Genomic DNA, 16837 nt, shown 5'->3' on the forward strand with positions numbered 1-16837 from the left:
GCCATGACCTGCCAATTCCCTCCCCTCCCCACCACCGCGCAGCAGATCCGCGCCGACGGCTGGAGCCCCGCTCGCCAACGCGCCTTCCTTGAAACCCTCGCGGCCACCGGCATCATTCTCTCCGCCTGCGAAGCCGCCCGCATCAGCCCGCGCTCGGCCTATGCCCTGCGCATCCGCCGCGACGGCGCGGCCTTTCGCCTCGGCTGGGACGCCGCCATCCTCATCGCCCGCGCCCGCCTCGCCGACGATCTGCTCGCCCGCGCCCTCACCGGCCATGAGGAGGTGATCCGCAAGGACATGGACGCAGGCGAAATCACCCGCCACCGCCACGACAACCGCCTCGCCATGTCGATGCTCTCCTGCCTCGACCGCATGGCCGACAGCCCGCCGCAGGGCAGCGACGCCGCCCTCGCCCGCGTGGTGGCGCAGGATTTCGCCGCCTATCTCGACATGCTCTGTCCGGAGGATCAGGCGCAGCCCGACCGCCCCGACGCCGCGCCCCCGCCCATGGCCGCCGATGCGGACCACGCCGCCCTGCCTGACCACGCCGCCCCCGAAGATGCGCCGGCCATCGAACAGGCCGCCGCCGCCTTGTCCCCCGGCGCCTCCGCCGCGCTGTTCGTCGCCGCGCGCCTGGCGCTGGGCGAGGGCGGCAAGGCCCCGCTCTTCGCCCTCGATGGACGGTGTGAACTTCGGCCCATTCCGGCCGCTCCGCCGGTCGACCGCGCCAGCTTCCCGCCGGAGGAAGCCGCCGCCCGGCCGCGCGGCATCTGGTGGGATGAGGAAAGGGACGGCTGGCGCACCGACTATCCCGCGCCGCCCGGCTTCGACGGCGAAGAAAGCGACGCCCTCTACGACATCGACGCCTATGAGCGCGACCTGACGATGGCGGAGGAACAGGCGCTGGCCCTGCGCGCGGAGGCGGAGCGCCGCCCCTATGAACATGCCGCCGCCCGCGCCCGCGACGCCTTTTTCGGCTTCGCCGCGCTGGCGGGAGCAGGATGATCGCACCCGCCGATTTGCTATTCCGCCCCCATGCCCCTATATGGGGAAGGCTATAGTCGCAAATCGACGGTCTTTCGGCGCTTTGCGGCACCAAACTTCCTTCTTTCCCTGCCCCTCTAGCGCAAGGCCCGTCCACACGGGACGCGCCCACGTAAAGAAGGAAATACCCCATGAGCATCATCGGAACCGTCAAATTCTTCAACGCCGACAAGGGCTATGGCTTCATCGCTCCCGATGACGGCAGCCCGGACGCCTTCGTCCACATCTCCGCGGTGGAGCGCGGCGGTCTCGCCACCCTGCGCGAAAAGGACCGCGTCTCCTACGATCTGGAGCAGGACAAGCGCGGCAAGATGGCGGCGGTGAATATCCAGCACGCGCAATGATGCGCCGCTGACAGGCCGGGCGCCGCCCACGCGGCGCCCGCCACTCTTGAAAGGAGCGTCCCATGGCCAACCCCGATTTCCGCGCCCTCGCCCGTCAGGCCCGGAACGAAGCCGACGCCGCCACCCTGGACAATGTCCGCCAGCGCTGCCGGCGTTCCGAAGCCGCCTTTCTGGTCATGGCCCGACGACAGGAATATGTCGACGAAAGCCGCGCCCGCCGCGCCGCCGCCACCAACTGAACGGCCCCGGCCGGCCCTGCCACTCTTCGCATCGCCGGCCCCGCTCGCCCTGCCGCACCGCGCCGGAACCGATCCGCGCCGCCAATGTTATCCTTGCAAATTCCCCACGGAACAAGGAGCCCCCACCCATGATCCGCACCCTGATCTTCGGCGCGATCGCAGGCTATGTCGGCAAGAAACTCTATGACGAAGGCAAGCTGACAGAGTTCAAGGACGACCTCGTCGCCCGCTACAACCAGGCCAAGTCGGACCTCGACCAGCGCCGCGACAGCGACAGCACGGTGACCAGTCCCAACCTCGCCACGCCCGCCGCCAGCACCACCGGCGCCGCGCCCGTGACGCCCTGACGGCCCGACCCTTTCCTTTCCAGCGGTGAACACCCTCTCCCCGCTGGCATCACTGCCCGCCCGGCTGCCTTTCCCCCCTTTTGGTGCCGCGGCGGGCAGACTATTTCGCGCAACTTCCTCCCTTCCCAAGGGTTGTCATCCCAGCAGGGAAAGCACAGGAGAAAAGGACAATGCGCACCCCCCTATTGGCAGCGGCGCTGCTTGCAATGCCGTTGACGGCCTGCGTTTCGGACGGTGACGGTGGCCGCTACGGCTACGACCGCCCCGGCTACGGCCACCGCCCCGGCGGCCGGCCCATCGGCGACAACGACTATATCTACCGCGACAATGACGGCCGCTACTATTGCAAGCGCGACGACGGCACCACCGGCACCATAGTCGGCGCGATCGCGGGCGGCGTATTGGGCAACATCATCGCCCCCGGCGGCTCCAAGACGCTCGGCACCATCCTGGGCGGCGCTGGCGGCGCGCTCGCCGGCCGCGCCATCGACAAGAACGACGTCCGCTGCGAATAGAACGAAAAAGGGCGCGGACCCAAAGGCCCGCGCCTTCCTTCTGAACCCCGACAGGGCTTACAGCTTTTCGACCAGCTCCGGCACGACCTTGAACAGGTCGCCGACCAGCCCGATGTCCGCCACCTGGAAGATCGGCGCGTCCTCATCCTTGTTGATGGCGACGATGGTCTTGGAATCCTTCATCCCCGCCAGATGCTGGATTGCCCCGGAGATGCCCACGGCAATATAGACTTCCGGCGCCACGATCTTGCCGGTCTGCCCGACCTGATAATCGTTCGGCACATAACCCGCGTCGACCGCCGCGCGGCTCGCGCCGACCGCCGCGCCCAGCTTGTCCGCCAGCGGGAAGATCGTCGCCTCGAACGTCTCGCCGTCCTTGAGCGCACGGCCCCCCGACACGATCACCTTGGCCGAAGTCAGCTCCGGACGCTCCAGCTTGGCGATCTCGGCCCCGACGAAGGAGGAAATGCCCTTGTCACCCGTCGAAGCCACCGCCTCGACAGTCCCGTTGCCGCCTTCCTTGGCCGCCTTCTCGAAAGCGGTGCCGCGAACGGTGATGACCTTCTTGGCATCCTTCGACTTCACCGTCGCGATGGCGTTGCCGGCATAGATGGGCCGGGTGAACATATCCTCGCTCTCGACCGACAGAATGTCGCTGATCTGCATGACGTCCAGCAGAGCCGCCACGCGCGGCGCGATATTCTTGCCATTGCTGGTGGCGGGCGCGACGAACGCATCATGATGGCTCATCAGCTCAACGACCAGCGGCGCGACATTCTCGGCCAGCGCATGACCGAAGGCGGCGTCGTCGGCGACATGGACCTTGCCCACGCCCGCGATGCTGGCGGCTTCCGCAGCAACGCCGCCGACGTCCTGCCCCGCAACCAGCAGATGCACTTCACCCAGCTTCGACGCAGCGGTGACGGCGGAAAGCGTCGCGTCCTTGACCGCGCCGCCCTCATGTTCAACCCAAACGAGCGTCTTCGTCATGCTGCAACTCCCAGAGCCTTGAGCTTCGCGACCAGTTCATCGACATCGGCCACCTTCACGCCGGCCGAACGCTTGGCCGGTTCGGACACCTTGATCGTCTCCAGACGCGGCGCAATGTCCACGCCGTAATCGGCAGGCGCCTTGGTCGCGAGCGGCTTGCTCTTCGCCTTCATGATGTTGGGCAGCGAGGCATAGCGCGGCTCGTTGAGACGCAGGTCGGTGGTGACGATGGCCGGGACGTCGAGCTTCACCGTCTCCAGACCGCCGTCGACTTCGCGGGTCACGCTGACCTTGTCGCCTTCGACCTCCACCTTGCTGGCGAAGGTGCCCTGCGGCAGACCCAGCAGGGCCGCCAGCATCTGGCCGGTCTGGTTGCTGTCGTCATCGATCGCCTGCTTGCCCAGGATGATCAGGCCAGCGCCTTCCTCTTCCTGCACCTTGGCGAGCAGCTTGGCCACGCCCAGCGGTTCGACCTCATCGTCGGTCTGGATCAGGATCGCCCGGTCGGCACCCATGGCCAACGCCGTGCGCAGCGTCTCCTGCGCCTTGGCAACGCCGATCGACACCGCCACCACCTCGGTCGCCACGCCCTTCTCCTTCAGGCGAATGGCTTCCTCGACCGCGATCTCGTCGAACGGGTTCATCGACATCTTCACGTTCGCCAGATCGACGCCCGTCCCGTCCGCCTTCACCCGAGGCTTCACATTATAGTCAATCACCCGCTTCACGGGCACAAGGATCTTCATCTCCAACATCCTTCCTTCATTCACGCCAAGCCCGCAAATGCAAGCAGGGGCGCGGGCAGCCCGTCTCCGGACCACCCGCACCCTTTGGTGTCTTGTTCAGGCGAAAAGCTGCGTCAGGCTGCCTTCCTCACTTCCGCCACGATCTTCTTGGCCGCGTCGCCCAGATCGTCCGCCGGGACGATGGCCAGGCCCGACTTGGCCAATATGTCCTTGCCCTGCTGGACGTTCGTGCCTTCCAGGCGGACGACCAGCGGAACCGACAGGTTCACATCCTTGGCGGCGGCGACGATGCCGTCGGCAATGATGTCGCACTTCATGATGCCGCCGAAGATGTTGACCAGAATGCCCTTCACCGCCGGGTCCTTCAGGATGATCTTGAAGGCCGCCGTCACCTTTTCCTTGGAAGCGCCGCCGCCGACGTCCAGGAAGTTGGCCGGGAATTCGCCATTCAGCTTGATGATGTCCATGGTCGCCATGGCAAGGCCCGCACCATTCACCATGCAGCCGATATTGCCGTCCAGCTTGATATAGGCGAGGTCATATTCCGAAGCCTCGACTTCCGCCGCATCTTCCTCGGTCAGGTCGCGCAGTTCGACGATGTCCTTGTGACGGAACAATGCGTTACCGTCGAAGCCGACCTTGGCGTCGAGGACGAGGAGATTGCCCTGCTCGGTGACGGCGAGCGGGTTGATTTCGATCTGCGACGCGTCGGTCGCCAGGAAAGCGTCGTAAAGCGACGAAGCGACCTTGGCGGCCTGCTTGGCCAAGTCACCGGTCAATTCCAGCGCGGCGGCAACGGCCCGGCCATGGTGCGGCATGAAGCCGGTGGCCGGGTCGACGGCGAAGGTGTGGATCTTCTCCGGGGTCGAATGCGCGACTTCCTCGATGTCCATGCCGCCTTCGGTCGACACGACGAAGGCCACACGGCCGGTCGCACGGTCCACGAGCAGGGCGAGGTAGAATTCCTTCGCAATATCAGCCCCGTCGGTGATGTAGAGGCGATTGACCTGCTTGCCTGCTTCGCCGGTCTGCACCGTCACCAGCGTGTTGCCGAGCATGTCGGTGGCGTGAGCCTTAACCTCGTCCAGGTTGAAGGCCAGACGGACGCCGCCCTTCGCGTCGGGACCGAGTTCCTTGAACTTGCCCTTGCCGCGGCCACCGGCGTGGATCTGCGACTTCACGACATAGAGCGGCCCGGGCAGCTTCTTGGCGGCTTCGACCGCTTCATCGACGGAGAAAGCGGCGTAACCGGCGGCGATCGGCGCGCCGTACTTCGCCAGCAGTTCCTTCGCCTGATATTCGTGGATGTTCATGGGGCTCGCCCGTCCTTTCCGCTGAAACTCTTGTGTCCAGCGGCTAAGCACAGGCAAAAGGGCAACACCAGCAAATTTCGCAAAATGACTTTGCAAAATTGCAAAACCTTTGCGAAGCGCAAGCCTTGTTTATTGCGAAATCAGCCGTCGATGGCGCAGACGATCGCCGCCTTGCTGGTCACGGCAAAGATCTCCGGATCCTCCAGCGCGCGGACCTTGAAGAGGAACCGGTCCACCGTCATGTCTCCCATGTGAGACTTGCGGAGCGATGCCAGCGACTGAAGCCTGCGGAGCTGCATCAGACTCAGCCGATCGACCATCCTTTCGGCCATGCAGCCGGCCATGCGGGGCGATATGCCCGCATCGATCAGCCCGGTGCGAAGGCGCGATTCGGGCGAGACCGTCGCGCAGGACAGGAGGAGGAGCGAAGCGCCCAGCCCGCAGGCCAGCGAACGGAGGGGGATGGTTGTAATCCCTCCTTCATGGCAAGCATGGTCTGAACAGAGGCTAAATGCTGGCCGCGCCCAAGGGAGAAAAAGAGAGATGGACAGGATTTTCACGGCCTTTGCCCACCGGATCGCAAGCTGGTCGGGCCAGCCGGCCGCCTTCATCCTGGCCGCGCTGGTGATCCTGGGCTGGATCGTGACCGGCCCGATCTTCCATTATTCCGACACCTGGCAGCTCATCATCAATACAGGCACGACGATCGTCACCTTCCTGATGGTCTTCCTGATCCAGAATGCGCAAAATCGCGACGGCTCCGCCATACAGGCGAAAATGGACGAACTGATCCGCGCCGTATCGACGGCGCGGAACGAGTTCATCGGCATCGAACATCTGACTGAAGCGGAACTGGAGAAGATCAAGACGGTGCTGGAAAAGGAATGCGGCGACAATGAAACGCACCGCGAGTCGATAGAACGGCTGATCGAACGCCGCTAATGCGCCAAGTCGACCAGCCTTTCATTCTCACGGCGATAGGCGTCGATCTGATCGGTATAGCCGCGCGCAAGGCCTTCATAGGCCTCCCGGCCCTTCACCGACCGGCTCATCTGCGCGCGGATCAATGCAACTTGCTGTCTGTGCAGCAGATAGTTGACATCCATCTCCCCATTCATATTCACCCTCCTACCTGATCGCTGAAAGAGATTGGCTGGGGTTCGCATCCTGTGCGAGTCGCTCTACGGCGTGCTTACGATAGCATCGGCCCGATGGTCATGCGATTCCATCCGGCGCATGCGGAGAGCAGCCTGCCGGATATTACCCTCCTCCTCAAAAGCGGGCCGCCTTCCAAAAGGAGGCAATCCACAATGGTCAAAGCAGCAGCAAGCCAGCCAGAATGGCGGTCTTCGCCTGCTCGAAGAGCAGCGAGGGCCTGAAAGCCACTGTTGGGGAAGGCTATGTATCAATAAAAATTATTACGGTTATGAAATGATTATTTGTTTGAGAATCAAGTCTTTGCTGTCATAGCCGTTCGTCGGGAACAGGGGGAGCTCGATCCGTGGAGGCAATGATCTTCGCTTATCTGGCGGGGGTTCATCATGAAATTCTGCTGTTCGCGGTGGTGGCGCTGGCGATCGGCGGCATGGACGATTTCATCATAGACCTGGTCTTCCTGTGCCGAAGGCTGTGGCGCAAGCTGATTGTCTATTCCCGTCATCGACGAATGACGACCCTCACCCTGCCCGCCTCCCCGCAACCCGGCCGCATCGCCATCTTCATCCCAGCCTGGCAGGAAGCCGATGTGATCGGCCCGATGCTCCGTAACGCGCTCAGCCACTGGAGGGACCAGGACTATCGGATCTTCGTGGGCGCCTATCCCAATGACCGGGCGACATTGGATATTCTCACGCCCTTGGCCGGTCGGGAAACGCGGTTGATCCTGTGCATCAACGAACGAAATGGGCCAACTACGAAAGCCGATTGCCTGAATGTGGTCTGGCGCGCCATGCTGCGGGAGGAAGAGCGCACGGGGGTCCGGTTCAAGGCGATCGCCCTGCACGATGCGGAAGATGTCGTCCATCGCGACGAGATCAGGCTGTTCGACCTGATGACGGATCGGTTCCAGCTCGTTCAGCTCCCGGTCCTGCCCCTGCCCGGCCAGGGCGGCTGGTGGTCGAGGGCCATAGCCAATCATTACTGTGATGAGTTCGCGGAAAGCCATGGAAAGTTCCTGACCGTGCGCGAGGCCATGGGTGCGTCCATGCCCTCGGCCGGGGTGGCCTGCGCATTCGAGCGGCAAATGCTGGAAAGGCTTGTGAATCCGGCCAATGGCGGACCGTTCGATCCGGAATCGCTGACCGAGGATTATGAGGTCGGCCTGCGTATCAGCAATATGGGCGGGCGCGGCGTGTTCGTCCGCATGCGCGACGGTGAGGGCCAGCTTGTCGCGACCAAGGAATATTTCCCGGACAATCTGACGGATGCCGTCAAGCAGAAGGCGCGCTGGACGGTCGGCATCTCGCTTGCCGGATGGGATCGCATGGGCTGGCAGGGCGGCCCCGCCGAATGGTGGATGCGGATGCGGGACCGGGGTGCGGCGCTTTCCGCCTTCGTCCTGTTCACCGCCTATCTGGCGCTGCTGCTCTGGGGCGTGCTGCTTGCCGGGAGCCTGTTCAGCGCCTTTCCCGTGCCCAGACCCACGCCAGTGGTCGAAGCCCTGCTGTGGCTCAACTTCGGCTTCATGAGCTGGCGGATGGCGATGCGCGCGATTTTCTCGGGCATGGCTTATGGCTGGGCCTTCGGGCTGGGGGCGATACCGCGCACGCTGATCGCCAACATCATCGCGATGATGGCTGCCCGTCGCGCCATGTTCCTGTATCTTCAGTCGCTGTTCGGCAAGCCGCTGACCTGGGACAAGACGCATCACCGCTTTCCCGAGCTGGATTTTCCGGGGTGAGCGAAGCCGCCACCGGGCGCCCGCTCCGCTTCTTCGTCCTCGTGATGGCGGGTTGGGTCGCGATCCGTCTGGCAGGCCCAGAGGGTGATCTTCCCCAAATGGCGAGGGGAATTGACGGCGAGAGGCGTTTTCACCCCACCGCCTATTCGAAGAAGAAGGGCTCCGCAGCCGCGACGGGGCATGACGCACCGGCCTGGTTCGGTGAAATGCCGCAAAAGCGCCAGCCTGCCGCCATCCTGGGTCCTATATTCAAGGACTCTCGACGCCTTGGGAGAAGGACAAGCGCGGCCCCCTTCCTATCCGTCGAAGAGAAGGCGGCGCCGGCTGCACAGGACCAGAGTGGCGGTCGCGTCGTTCCATCGAACAATCCTGCGCCAGCCTTACCCCTCGCTTCCACGCCATCCGCAAGCGACGCGCGCTGGCATGGCAGCGCCTGGCTGCTCTGGCGCGACGGAAGCACGACCCGCGCCGATGCCGTGACGGGCGGCAGGCTGGGCGGATCGCAGGCGGGCCTACGCCTCGATTTCGACCTGACCCCGCGCTCATCGAGCCGGGCGGCCGCCTATGCGCGAGCCAGTGCCGCGCTGAACGAACCGGCATCTCCGGAAGGCGCGCTCGGCATTGCATGGCAACCGGCGCGCACCATTCCGGTCAGCTTCGCGGCGGAACGACGGATTGCACTGGGCAAGGGCGGGCGCAACGCCCATGCCGTGCTGGCGGCAGGCGGTTTCGGGCCGGCGCCGGTGGCGCCCTCGCTGGAAGTCGAAGCCTATGCCCAGGGCGGCATTGTCGGCTTCCGCTCTCACGACCTGTTCGTCGATGGCAAGATGTCGCTGCTGTCGCCGCTAGGCCATTCGCCCATGCGGATCGGCGCGAGCCTTTCCGGCGGCGCGCAGCCGCAGGTCGAGCGGCTGGACATCGGGCCGGAACTGCAGGTCCGCCTGCCGCTCAGGCCGGTGAGCGCAAGGCTGAGCATCGAATGGCGGGAACGGATTGCGGGGCGCGCGGCACCGCCGTCCGGCCCGGCCGTTACGCTGGGCGCTGATTTTTAAGCGGGAGCGCCTTTATCTCTCCGCATATTGCGCTTAACCCAGGAAGCGCATGGATCTCTATCTGCCCATCGCCAACCTGTCGGTGAATGCGCTGGTCATCATCGCCCTGGGCGGCGTGGTGGGCCTGCTTTCCGGCATGTTCGGGGTAGGCGGCGGATTTCTGACGACGCCGTTGCTGATCTTCTACGGCATTCCGCCGACCGTCGCGGCCGCTTCGGCGGCGAGCCAGGTGACGGGCGCCAGCGTATCGGGGGTCGTCACCCATATGTCGCGCGGAACGGTCGATTTCCGCATGGGCGGCGTGCTGATCGCCGGCGGCGTGGTGGGCGCCGGCCTCGGCGTGCTGATCTTCCGACTGCTTCAGGCCATCGGCCAGATCGACACGGTGATCGGCATCCTCTACGTGCTGATGTTGGGCGGCATCGGATCGCTGATGGCGAAGGAGTCCATCCAGGCGCTGATCGCGCTCAAGACCGGGAGGAAGATTCAGGCCCGTAAAAGACGGCACCATCCGCTGGTGGCGGCCATGCCGATGCGGTGGCGCTTCTATCGGTCCGGGCTGTATATTTCCCCGCTGGCGCCGCTGCTGCTGGGCATGGCGACGGGCATCCTCACCATGTTGCTGGGGGTGGGCGGCGGCTTCATCCTGGTTCCGGCGATGCTCTACCTGCTGGGCATGACGACCCAGTCCGTCGTCGGCACGTCGCTGTTCCAGATATTGTTCGTCACCATGGCGACGACGATGATGCACGCCATGACGACGCATGCGGTCGACCTGGTGCTCGCCCTGCTGCTGCTGATCGGCAGCGTCACCGGAGCGCAGGTGGGAACGCGCCTTTCGATGACGATCCGGCCGGAATATCTGCGCATCCTGCTTGCCGCGATCGTGCTGCTGGTGGCGGCACGCATGGCGCTGGGGCTGGGCTTTCGGCCCGACGAAATATACACGGTGGAGATCCGGTGAGGCGGCGGGCGCTTCTGGCCCTGCCGCCGGCCCTGCTGCTGCTGACGGCGGCGGACGAACCGATGCTGGTGCCTGACGTGTCCCAGCGCGAGGTGGAAATACAATATAGCTTCACCGGCGCTGACCTGCTGCTGTTCGGCGCCATCGTCTATCCCGATGGGCGTCGGCCCAGCAAGCCGCCGGACATCATGGTCGTGCTGAAGGGTCCGGACCAGTCGATCACGATGCGCGAAAAGCAGAAGGTGGCCGGCATCTGGGTCAATGCCGACAGCGCGCGCTTCCGGTCTGCGCCCAGTTTCTACGCCATCGCATCGTCCCGACCGGTCGACAAGGTGGTCGATGAGCGAACGGCGGCGATCTATGAAATGGGCGTGGACAAGCTCCAGCTCTCCCCTTCCTCGCTCAACGACAGCGCGGAGCTGGACCGGTTCCAGAAGGGGCTGATCGACCTCAGGGAACGGGCCGGGCTCTATGTCGAGCGGCCGGGAACGGTGGAGATCACCGACGGCGTGCTCTACCGGGCGCGGCTGCCGCTTTCGGCGCGTGTGATCGTCGGTGACTATACGGCGGAAACCTTCCTCGTGCAGGATGGCCGCGTGGTGGCCGCCGCCGTGCGCGACATCACCGTCCGCAAGTCGGGCTTCGAACGCTTCATGGCCGTCGCGGCGGAACAATGGCCCTTCGCCTATGGTCTGGTCGCGATGATGCTGGCCGTTGGCATGGGATGGGCAGCAGGCGCAATCGCCAGGCGGGTTTAGCGTCGCGCCGCTTTCCTGGGCCGCAGCGCATCGCGCATGGCGATGCTGCTGTTGATCCGCGTGACGCCCGGCATGCGGGAGAGGATTTCGCTGTGGATCGCTTCATAGGCGGCCACGCTCTCGGTCTCGACGCGCAGCCAGTAATCAACGCCACCGGTCATCAGGAAACATTCGCGGATTTCAGGACATTGCCGCACGGCATGTTCGAAACGGGCGAGATAATCCTCCGTCTGCCGGTCGAGCGTCACCTGCACAAGGACATCGACGGCGCGGCCCTCTTTTTCCATCGGTGCGGTCACGATGGTATAACCGCGGATCACGCCGGCATCCTCCAACATCCGGATGCGCCGGTGACAGGCCGAGGGGGACAGGCCGATCTCCGCCGCAATCTCCGAATTGGGACGCCGCGCATTGAGCCGCAGCAGACGGATGATCGAGCGGTCCACGGCATCCAGCGATTCTGCCATTTTTTCCATTCCTTGCGAAGGATCGTTCAATTATCCCGTCACATTAGACGATCCTGCGATCATTTGGGAGCATTTTCACCGAACGCCGCGTTACCCTCCCTGCAAAAGGGGGCAGATATGCAGTCCATCGATACCGCCGGAGCCGTGCTTCGCATCGACCTTGATGCACTGGTCGAAAACTACCGCACGATTCAGCGGCAGGTCGCCCCCGCCACCGTCGCCGGCGTGGTCAAGGCGGACGGTTACGGCCTGGGCGCGAACCTCGTCGCGCGCAGCTTGATCGGCGCCGGGTGCCGACACTTCTTCGTCGCGCATCTCAGCGAAGCCATGGCGCTCCGACCCATTCTGAGCGATGGAATGGCGCTGTTCATCCTCAACGGCCTGCAACCAGGCGCGGAAGGCGAGTGCGCAGCCATCGGCGCCATTCCGGTCCTGAACTCGCTCGACCAGATTGGGCGCTGGGCCAGGACGGCACGCACGCTGGAGCGGACCCTGCCCGCTGCGTTGCAGGTGGACAGCGGCATGTCCAGGCTCGGTCTTCCGCCCGAGGAGGTCGCCATTCTGCTTGCCCAGCGGGAAAGATTGGAGGGCGTGGACCTTCGCCTGCTGATGAGCCACCTCGCCTGCGCCGACGATCCCGATGCCCCCTCCAACGCGATGCAACGCCGGAAATTCGATGCGTTCAGCATGAATTTCCCCGGCGTGCCGCGCTCGCTGGATAATAGCGGCGGAAGCTTCCTGCCCGCCGATCATTTCGACATCGTCCGCGCCGGGATCGCCCTGTATGGCGGAGCGCCGCAGGGCGAGCGCCGGGAGATGCGGCCGGTGGTCTCGCTGGACGCGCGGATCATCCAGTTGCGGAACATCCCGGCGGGCGCTGCCGTCGGCTATGGCCTCACCCACCGTTGCGAGCGGCCGACGCAGATCGCGACGATCGCCTTGGGCTATGCCGATGGCTGGCCTCGCCACCTGAGCAACGGCGGCTCCGCCTATATCGACGGCCATCGCGCGCCGATAGCGGGACGGGTTTCGATGGACAGCATCACGCTGGACGTGACCGACGTGCCCGATGTGCTCCTCTATCCTGGCGCCCTGGTGGAACTTCTGGGGCCTCATCAGACCGTGGATCAGGTCGCCGCCGACGCCGGCACCATCGCCTATGAAATACTGACACAGCTCGGGCATCGCTATCACCGCTCCGTACGGGGTGGCCGCGATCCGGCACAAGCGGAGCATCACGCCATGAAAGTCGCCATATGAGGGTCGCCATTCTGGGCAGCGGCGTCATCGGCGTCACATCCGCCTGGTATCTGGCACAGGCCGGGCATGAAGTGACGGTGATCGACCGGCAGGACGGGCCGGCGCTGGAAACCAGCTTCGCCAACGCTGGAGAAATCTCGCCCGGCTATGCCTCCCCCTGGGCTGCGCCGGGGATACCGATGAAGGCGCTGCGCTGGCTGTTCATGAAGCACGCCCCGCTGATCCTGCGGCCGCGGATGGACATGGCCATGCTACGCTGGATGGTGGCGATGCTGGGCAATTGCAACGAACGCGCCTATGCCATCAACAAGAGCCGGATGGTGCGCCTGGCCGAATATAGCCGTGACCGGCTGATCGACCTGCGGCGCGAAACCGGCATCGCCTATGACGAGCGGTCGCGAGGCACCTTGCAGCTTTTCCGCGAGCAGAAGCAGCTTGACGGCATCGCGAAGGACATCGCCGTGCTGAAGGCGGACGGAGTGCCTTTCGAAGTGCTGGATGCGGCAGGCTGCATCGCGGCGGAACCGGGGCTGGCAGGCAGCGGCGCGCCTGTGGCCGGGGGCCTGCGGCTTCCCAATGACGAAACCGGCGACTGCTTCAAATTCACCAACGCGCTGGCCGACATGGCGAAGGCGAAGGGCGTGACCTTCCTCAACGGACGGACTATCGGAAGGATCGCCGTCGACAATGGAAAGGTCAGCCATGTCGAAACCGACAGGGGCCATGTCGTGGCCGACGCCTATCTTGTTGCGACGGGCAGCTATTCCCCGCTGCTGCTGGCCCCGCTGGGGATCAGGCTGCCGGTCTATCCGGTGAAGGGCTATTCGATCACCGTTCCGATCGTCGATGAGGCAAGGGCGCCGGTGTCGACCCTGCTCGACGAAAGCTACAAGGTTGCGATCACGCGGCTGGGCGACCGTATTCGTGTGGGCGGCATGGCGGAACTGTCGGGCTATTCCAAAGGGCTGCCCAGGGCGCGGCGTGATACGCTGGAATATTCGGTGGGTTCGCTCTTTCCGGGCGCAGGCGATCTGGGCGGCGCCAGCTTCTGGTCCGGGCTGCGGCCGATGACGCCGGACAGCACGCCGGTCATCGGGGCGACGAAAGTCCCGAACCTCTTCCTCAACACCGGGCATGGCACATTGGGGTGGACCATGGCCTGTGGGTCGGGGCATGTGATCGCGGACATCATCGGCGGGGGCAGGCCCCGGATCGAAACCGCCGATCTTGCGATCAGCCGCTATTCATAACCGAAAAGGAGCCTTTCCGCATGACCATCACCCGCATTGATCGCGGCCCGCGCATGAGCGAGGCCGTCATTCATGGCGACACCATCTATCTGGCGGGGCAGATCGGCGCCCCCGGCGAGAGCGTCACGGCGCAGACCCGGGCCGTGCTGGCCGAGATCGACGCCCTGCTGGAACGCACGGGCAGCAGCAGGAACCATATGCTGAGGGCGCAGATCTGGCTGGCGGACATGAACGACTTTGCCGAGATGAACGCGGTGTGGGATGCGTGGATCGCGGATGCCGAAGCACCCGCCCGCGCCACGGGCGAGGCGAAGCTCGCCAGCCCCGATTACAAGGTCGAGATCATCGTGACCGCCGCCAGGGCGAAGTGAATCGTGCGGGTGGAATGCCGTGCAGCAAGGCACGGCATTCCACCCAAAGCGTCGTCTGAAAAAGAGACGCACGACTTATATTCATATATTTATTGCGATTGACTTGCATTATTATGAGCAATAAGGCCCTTTCTGCCGGTTGCGCCCGGCAAGAAAAAGGGTCCGTCCGCATGTCCATCGCTTTCCGTTCCGTTCTGCTCACCCCTGTCCTTGCCGCTTGCTGGGCGTCGCCCGCCCAGGCCGACGTGCTGGCGGAGGCAGACAATATCGTCGTCACGGGCACGGTCACGGATGAGAACGCATCGGCCACCGGCCTTGCCCTGACGCTGCGCGAAACGCCCCAGTCGATCACCGTCGTCGACCGCGAACGGATCCAGGATTTCGCGCTGACCAATGTGAACGACCTGCTGACCCAGATGGTCGGCATCAATGTGGAGCGGGTGGAGACCGACCGGACCTATTATAATTCGCGGGGGTTCGACATCACCAATTTCCAGGTCGACGGCATCGGCCTGCCCTTGCGCTGGGGCATCCAGTTCGGGGACCTCGACACCATCCTGTTCGAGAATGTCGAGGCGGTTCGCGGCGCCAATGCAATCATGACCGGGGTCGGCAATCCGTCCGCCACGATCAACTATGTCCGCAAGAAGCCGACCAGGGAATTGCAGGCCTCCCTTTCCGCCATGCTGGGAAGCTGGGACAACCGCCGCGTGGAAGCCGATATTTCGGGCCCGTTGAATGAGTCGGGCACGCTGTCGGCACGGCTGATCTTCGCCCATGAAGACAGGGACAGCCACCTCCGCTACAATCATGTCGACCGCAACGTCTATGGCGCGATCCTGGATTGGGAGATCACGCCGCAATTAAGGGCGTCGGCCGGCTATACCCGGCAGGACAATGACGCGGACGGCGTGTTGTGGGGCGCGCTGCCGCTGCTCGACGATAATGGCGATCGGATCGCCTATCCGCATTCGGCCAGCACTTCAGCCGACTGGACCTATTGGAACGTCAGCGACGAAAGCGCATGGGCGGAACTGGCCTATGTTTTCGGCAATGGCTGGAACGCCCGCGGCCGCTTCACCTATAATCATCGCAGTTCGGGGGCGGAACTGCTTTACGCCTATGGCTATCCCGATGCGGCGACGGGCGTCGGCGTGACGGGGATGGCGGGCAAATATCGCTCCCCCTCCGACCAGTATCTGGGCGATTTCTACGCTTCCGGCCCAGTGACGCTGTTCGGGCGCGAGCATCAACTCGCCTTCGGCCTCTCCACCGGCAGGACCGACGGCCGCGAATATGAGCAAAGCGGGCTGGCTGCCGTCGCCTACCCGGCTGTTGCCCAATGGGCGTTCAACCGCACCACGCTGATCGAACCCGACTTCACGCAGGAAAGCCTGGAGGAAGAGGTGACGGACCGGCTGACGCGGGCCTATGGCGCGCTGCACGCCAATCTGGCCGACAGGCTGAAGGCGGTCGTCGGCGCCAGCGCCTTCTGGCTCAAGACCACCGGCGCATCCTACGGCACGGACCAGTATCGCAAGAACAGCGCGGTCAGCCCCTATCTGGGCCTGGTGTTCGACGCCACGTCCAACATCAGCTTCTATGCCAGCTACACCGACATCTTCAATCCGCAGGACAAGGTCGACATCACCAACCGCCGGCTCGATCCTGCCAAGGGCAGCAGCATGGAGGGCGGCATCAAGAGCGAATGGTTCGACAAGCGGCTCTATGCCAGCGCCTCACTCTTCCGCGCGAAGCAGAAGAACCTCGCGGAGCAGGCCGGCGTGTTCGGCGCGGGCGATCCGGGGCAGGTGGGCGACGTCTATTATGCGGGCGTCGACACCACGGCCAAGGGTTTCGAGATTGAGCTGACCGGCCGCGTGACGGACCACTGGTCGGTAAGCGGCGGCTATACGGGCCTCAGGATCGAGGATCAGGCCGGGAACCGCGCCCGCACCTACCTGCCGCGTCAGTCGCTGAAGCTTGCCAGCACCTATCATATTCCCGAGTGGCGCGACCTGAAGCTGGGCGCACAGTTCCGGTGGCAGAGCGACATCAGCACCCTCGACAGCACGGTCGGCCGCGACATCCGGCAGAAGGATTATGCGGTGTTGGACCTGATGGCCAGCATCAAGCCCATCGACAGGCTGACCGCCAGCATCAATGTGCGCAATGTGACCGACAGCAAATATCTGGGCAGCCTGATGTGGGGGCAGGCCTTTTACGCGGCCCCCCGCAGCGTGATGGGCACCTTGCGCTTCGATTATTGAGGATGATG

20 protein-coding genes are annotated in these 16837 nt (G+C 64.4%); 14 read left to right on the forward strand and 6 right to left on the reverse strand.

Annotated features, from left to right (window positions below; genetic code table 11):
* Positions 1-3 precede the first annotated feature (3 nt).
* The 5 genes from EGM87_RS08875 (at position 4) to EGM87_RS08895 (ending at position 2489) form a co-directional block, all read left to right on the forward strand.
* Positions 4-1005 carry a hypothetical protein gene (locus EGM87_RS08875; RefSeq protein WP_044662620.1) on the forward strand — a complete coding sequence of 334 codons (1002 nt, stop codon included), beginning with the start codon at positions 4-6 and terminating at the stop codon, positions 1003-1005.
* A 170-nt stretch (positions 1006-1175) separates the two neighbouring features.
* Positions 1176-1388: a cold-shock protein gene (locus tag EGM87_RS08880; protein WP_007684722.1), complete on the forward strand. Its 213-nt coding sequence runs from the start codon at positions 1176-1178 to the stop codon at positions 1386-1388.
* A 62-nt stretch (positions 1389-1450) separates the two neighbouring features.
* Positions 1451-1627, forward strand: coding sequence for a hypothetical protein (locus EGM87_RS08885; protein WP_171010079.1), 177 nt, complete (start codon positions 1451-1453; stop codon positions 1625-1627).
* Positions 1628-1755: 128 nt separating this feature from the next.
* Positions 1756-1974 carry a hypothetical protein gene (locus EGM87_RS08890; protein WP_025550213.1) on the forward strand — a complete coding sequence of 73 codons (219 nt, stop codon included), beginning with the start codon at positions 1756-1758 and terminating at the stop codon, positions 1972-1974.
* A 170-nt stretch (positions 1975-2144) separates the two neighbouring features.
* Positions 2145-2489: a glycine zipper 2TM domain-containing protein gene (locus tag EGM87_RS08895; RefSeq protein ID WP_025550214.1), complete on the forward strand. Its 345-nt coding sequence runs from the start codon at positions 2145-2147 to the stop codon at positions 2487-2489.
* A gap of 57 nt (positions 2490-2546) precedes the next feature.
* On the opposite strand, the gene EGM87_RS08900 is transcribed toward EGM87_RS08895, so the two are convergent.
* The 4 genes from EGM87_RS08900 to EGM87_RS08915 form a co-directional block, all read right to left on the reverse strand.
* Positions 2547-3479 (reverse strand): electron transfer flavoprotein subunit alpha/FixB family protein, encoded by a 933-nt coding sequence (locus EGM87_RS08900; RefSeq protein ID WP_044662621.1) that lies wholly within the window; start codon positions 3477-3479, stop codon positions 2547-2549.
* Complete coding sequence (locus tag EGM87_RS08905; RefSeq protein ID WP_044663190.1) at positions 3476-4225, reverse strand: electron transfer flavoprotein subunit beta/FixA family protein; 750 nt, start codon at positions 4223-4225, stop codon at positions 3476-3478. The genes EGM87_RS08900 and EGM87_RS08905 overlap by 4 nt, the downstream gene beginning before the upstream one ends.
* Positions 4226-4338: 113 nt before the next feature.
* Positions 4339-5538: an ADP-forming succinate--CoA ligase subunit beta gene (gene sucC, locus EGM87_RS08910; RefSeq protein ID WP_044662622.1), complete on the reverse strand. Its 1200-nt coding sequence runs from the start codon at positions 5536-5538 to the stop codon at positions 4339-4341.
* Between the two features lie 140 nt (positions 5539-5678).
* Positions 5679-6011, reverse strand: coding sequence for a hypothetical protein (locus tag EGM87_RS08915; protein ID WP_065847390.1), 333 nt, complete (start codon positions 6009-6011; stop codon positions 5679-5681).
* Positions 6012-6081: 70 nt separating this feature from the next.
* On the opposite strand from EGM87_RS08915, the gene EGM87_RS08920 reads away from it, so the two are divergent.
* On the forward strand, positions 6082-6480 hold the full coding sequence (locus EGM87_RS08920) for a low affinity iron permease family protein (protein WP_044662623.1): 399 nt from the start codon (positions 6082-6084) through the stop codon (positions 6478-6480).
* Here the strand turns inward: EGM87_RS08920 and EGM87_RS08925 are convergent.
* Positions 6477-6656: a hypothetical protein gene (locus EGM87_RS08925; RefSeq protein WP_025550220.1), complete on the reverse strand. Its 180-nt coding sequence runs from the start codon at positions 6654-6656 to the stop codon at positions 6477-6479. The two genes, EGM87_RS08920 and EGM87_RS08925, sit on opposite strands and share 4 nt — an antisense overlap.
* A gap of 392 nt (positions 6657-7048) precedes the next feature.
* Between EGM87_RS08925 and EGM87_RS08930 the strand changes: the two genes are divergently transcribed.
* From EGM87_RS08930 to EGM87_RS08945, 4 genes are read left to right on the forward strand one after another with little or no spacing between them, the layout of a single operon-like run.
* Positions 7049-8437 carry a glycosyl transferase family protein gene (locus EGM87_RS08930; protein WP_044662624.1) on the forward strand — a complete coding sequence of 463 codons (1389 nt, stop codon included), beginning with the start codon at positions 7049-7051 and terminating at the stop codon, positions 8435-8437.
* Positions 8434-9489, forward strand: a complete 1056-nt coding sequence (locus EGM87_RS08935; protein WP_044662625.1) for a hypothetical protein — start codon at positions 8434-8436, stop codon at positions 9487-9489. The genes EGM87_RS08930 and EGM87_RS08935 overlap by 4 nt, the downstream gene beginning before the upstream one ends.
* A 49-nt stretch (positions 9490-9538) precedes the next feature.
* Positions 9539-10453, forward strand: a complete 915-nt coding sequence (locus tag EGM87_RS08940) for a sulfite exporter TauE/SafE family protein (protein ID WP_025550226.1) — start codon at positions 9539-9541, stop codon at positions 10451-10453.
* Positions 10450-11211 carry a TIGR02186 family protein gene (locus tag EGM87_RS08945; protein WP_025550228.1) on the forward strand — a complete coding sequence of 254 codons (762 nt, stop codon included), beginning with the start codon at positions 10450-10452 and terminating at the stop codon, positions 11209-11211. Before EGM87_RS08940 ends, EGM87_RS08945 begins: the two co-directional genes overlap by 4 nt.
* On the opposite strand, the gene EGM87_RS08950 is transcribed toward EGM87_RS08945, so the two are convergent.
* Positions 11208-11678 carry an Lrp/AsnC family transcriptional regulator gene (locus EGM87_RS08950; RefSeq protein ID WP_025550230.1) on the reverse strand — a complete coding sequence of 157 codons (471 nt, stop codon included), beginning with the start codon at positions 11676-11678 and terminating at the stop codon, positions 11208-11210. The two genes, EGM87_RS08945 and EGM87_RS08950, sit on opposite strands and share 4 nt — an antisense overlap.
* Before the next feature lie 117 nt (positions 11679-11795).
* On the opposite strand from EGM87_RS08950, the gene alr reads away from it, so the two are divergent.
* The 4 genes from alr (at position 11796) to EGM87_RS08970 (ending at position 16829) form a co-directional block, all read left to right on the forward strand.
* Positions 11796-12938, forward strand: coding sequence for an alanine racemase (alr, locus tag EGM87_RS08955; RefSeq protein ID WP_044662626.1), 1143 nt, complete (start codon positions 11796-11798; stop codon positions 12936-12938).
* Positions 12935-14188 (forward strand): D-amino acid dehydrogenase, encoded by a 1254-nt coding sequence (locus tag EGM87_RS08960; RefSeq protein ID WP_044662627.1) that lies wholly within the window; start codon positions 12935-12937, stop codon positions 14186-14188. Before alr ends, EGM87_RS08960 begins: the two co-directional genes overlap by 4 nt.
* A 20-nt stretch (positions 14189-14208) precedes the next feature.
* Complete coding sequence (locus tag EGM87_RS08965; RefSeq protein ID WP_025550234.1) at positions 14209-14559, forward strand: RidA family protein; 351 nt, start codon at positions 14209-14211, stop codon at positions 14557-14559.
* A gap of 170 nt (positions 14560-14729) precedes the next feature.
* Positions 14730-16829: a TonB-dependent siderophore receptor gene (locus tag EGM87_RS08970; protein WP_044662628.1), complete on the forward strand. Its 2100-nt coding sequence runs from the start codon at positions 14730-14732 to the stop codon at positions 16827-16829.
* Positions 16830-16837 lie beyond the last annotated feature (8 nt).

The sequence above is a fragment of the Sphingobium sp. RSMS genome (assembly GCF_005406185.4).
Lineage (GTDB): Bacteria > Pseudomonadota > Alphaproteobacteria > Sphingomonadales > Sphingomonadaceae > Sphingobium > Sphingobium fuliginis.

Coding starts and splice junctions, on each gene's coding strand:
- EGM87_RS08965 (WP_025550234.1), top strand. CDS start 14,209: ATGACCATCACCCGCATTGATCGCGGCCCGCGCATGAGCGAGGCCGTC.
- EGM87_RS08920 (WP_044662623.1), top strand. CDS start 6,082: ATGGACAGGATTTTCACGGCCTTTGCCCACCGGATCGCAAGCTGGTCG.
- EGM87_RS08890 (WP_025550213.1), top strand. CDS start 1,756: ATGATCCGCACCCTGATCTTCGGCGCGATCGCAGGCTATGTCGGCAAG.
- EGM87_RS08940 (WP_025550226.1), top strand. CDS start 9,539: ATGGATCTCTATCTGCCCATCGCCAACCTGTCGGTGAATGCGCTGGTC.
- EGM87_RS08880 (WP_007684722.1), top strand. CDS start 1,176: ATGAGCATCATCGGAACCGTCAAATTCTTCAACGCCGACAAGGGCTAT.
- EGM87_RS08885 (WP_171010079.1), top strand. CDS start 1,451: ATGGCCAACCCCGATTTCCGCGCCCTCGCCCGTCAGGCCCGGAACGAA.
- EGM87_RS08960 (WP_044662627.1), top strand. CDS start 12,935: ATGAGGGTCGCCATTCTGGGCAGCGGCGTCATCGGCGTCACATCCGCC.
- alr (WP_044662626.1), top strand. CDS start 11,796: ATGCAGTCCATCGATACCGCCGGAGCCGTGCTTCGCATCGACCTTGAT.
- EGM87_RS08925 (WP_025550220.1), bottom strand. CDS start 6,656: ATGAATGGGGAGATGGATGTCAACTATCTGCTGCACAGACAGCAAGTT.
- sucC (WP_044662622.1), bottom strand. CDS start 5,538: ATGAACATCCACGAATATCAGGCGAAGGAACTGCTGGCGAAGTACGGC.
- EGM87_RS08875 (WP_044662620.1), top strand. CDS start 4: ATGACCTGCCAATTCCCTCCCCTCCCCACCACCGCGCAGCAGATCCGC.
- EGM87_RS08895 (WP_025550214.1), top strand. CDS start 2,145: ATGCGCACCCCCCTATTGGCAGCGGCGCTGCTTGCAATGCCGTTGACG.
- EGM87_RS08905 (WP_044663190.1), bottom strand. CDS start 4,225: ATGAAGATCCTTGTGCCCGTGAAGCGGGTGATTGACTATAATGTGAAG.
- EGM87_RS08950 (WP_025550230.1), bottom strand. CDS start 11,678: ATGGCAGAATCGCTGGATGCCGTGGACCGCTCGATCATCCGTCTGCTG.
- EGM87_RS08900 (WP_044662621.1), bottom strand. CDS start 3,479: ATGACGAAGACGCTCGTTTGGGTTGAACATGAGGGCGGCGCGGTCAAG.
- EGM87_RS08930 (WP_044662624.1), top strand. CDS start 7,049: ATGATCTTCGCTTATCTGGCGGGGGTTCATCATGAAATTCTGCTGTTC.
- EGM87_RS08970 (WP_044662628.1), top strand. CDS start 14,730: ATGTCCATCGCTTTCCGTTCCGTTCTGCTCACCCCTGTCCTTGCCGCT.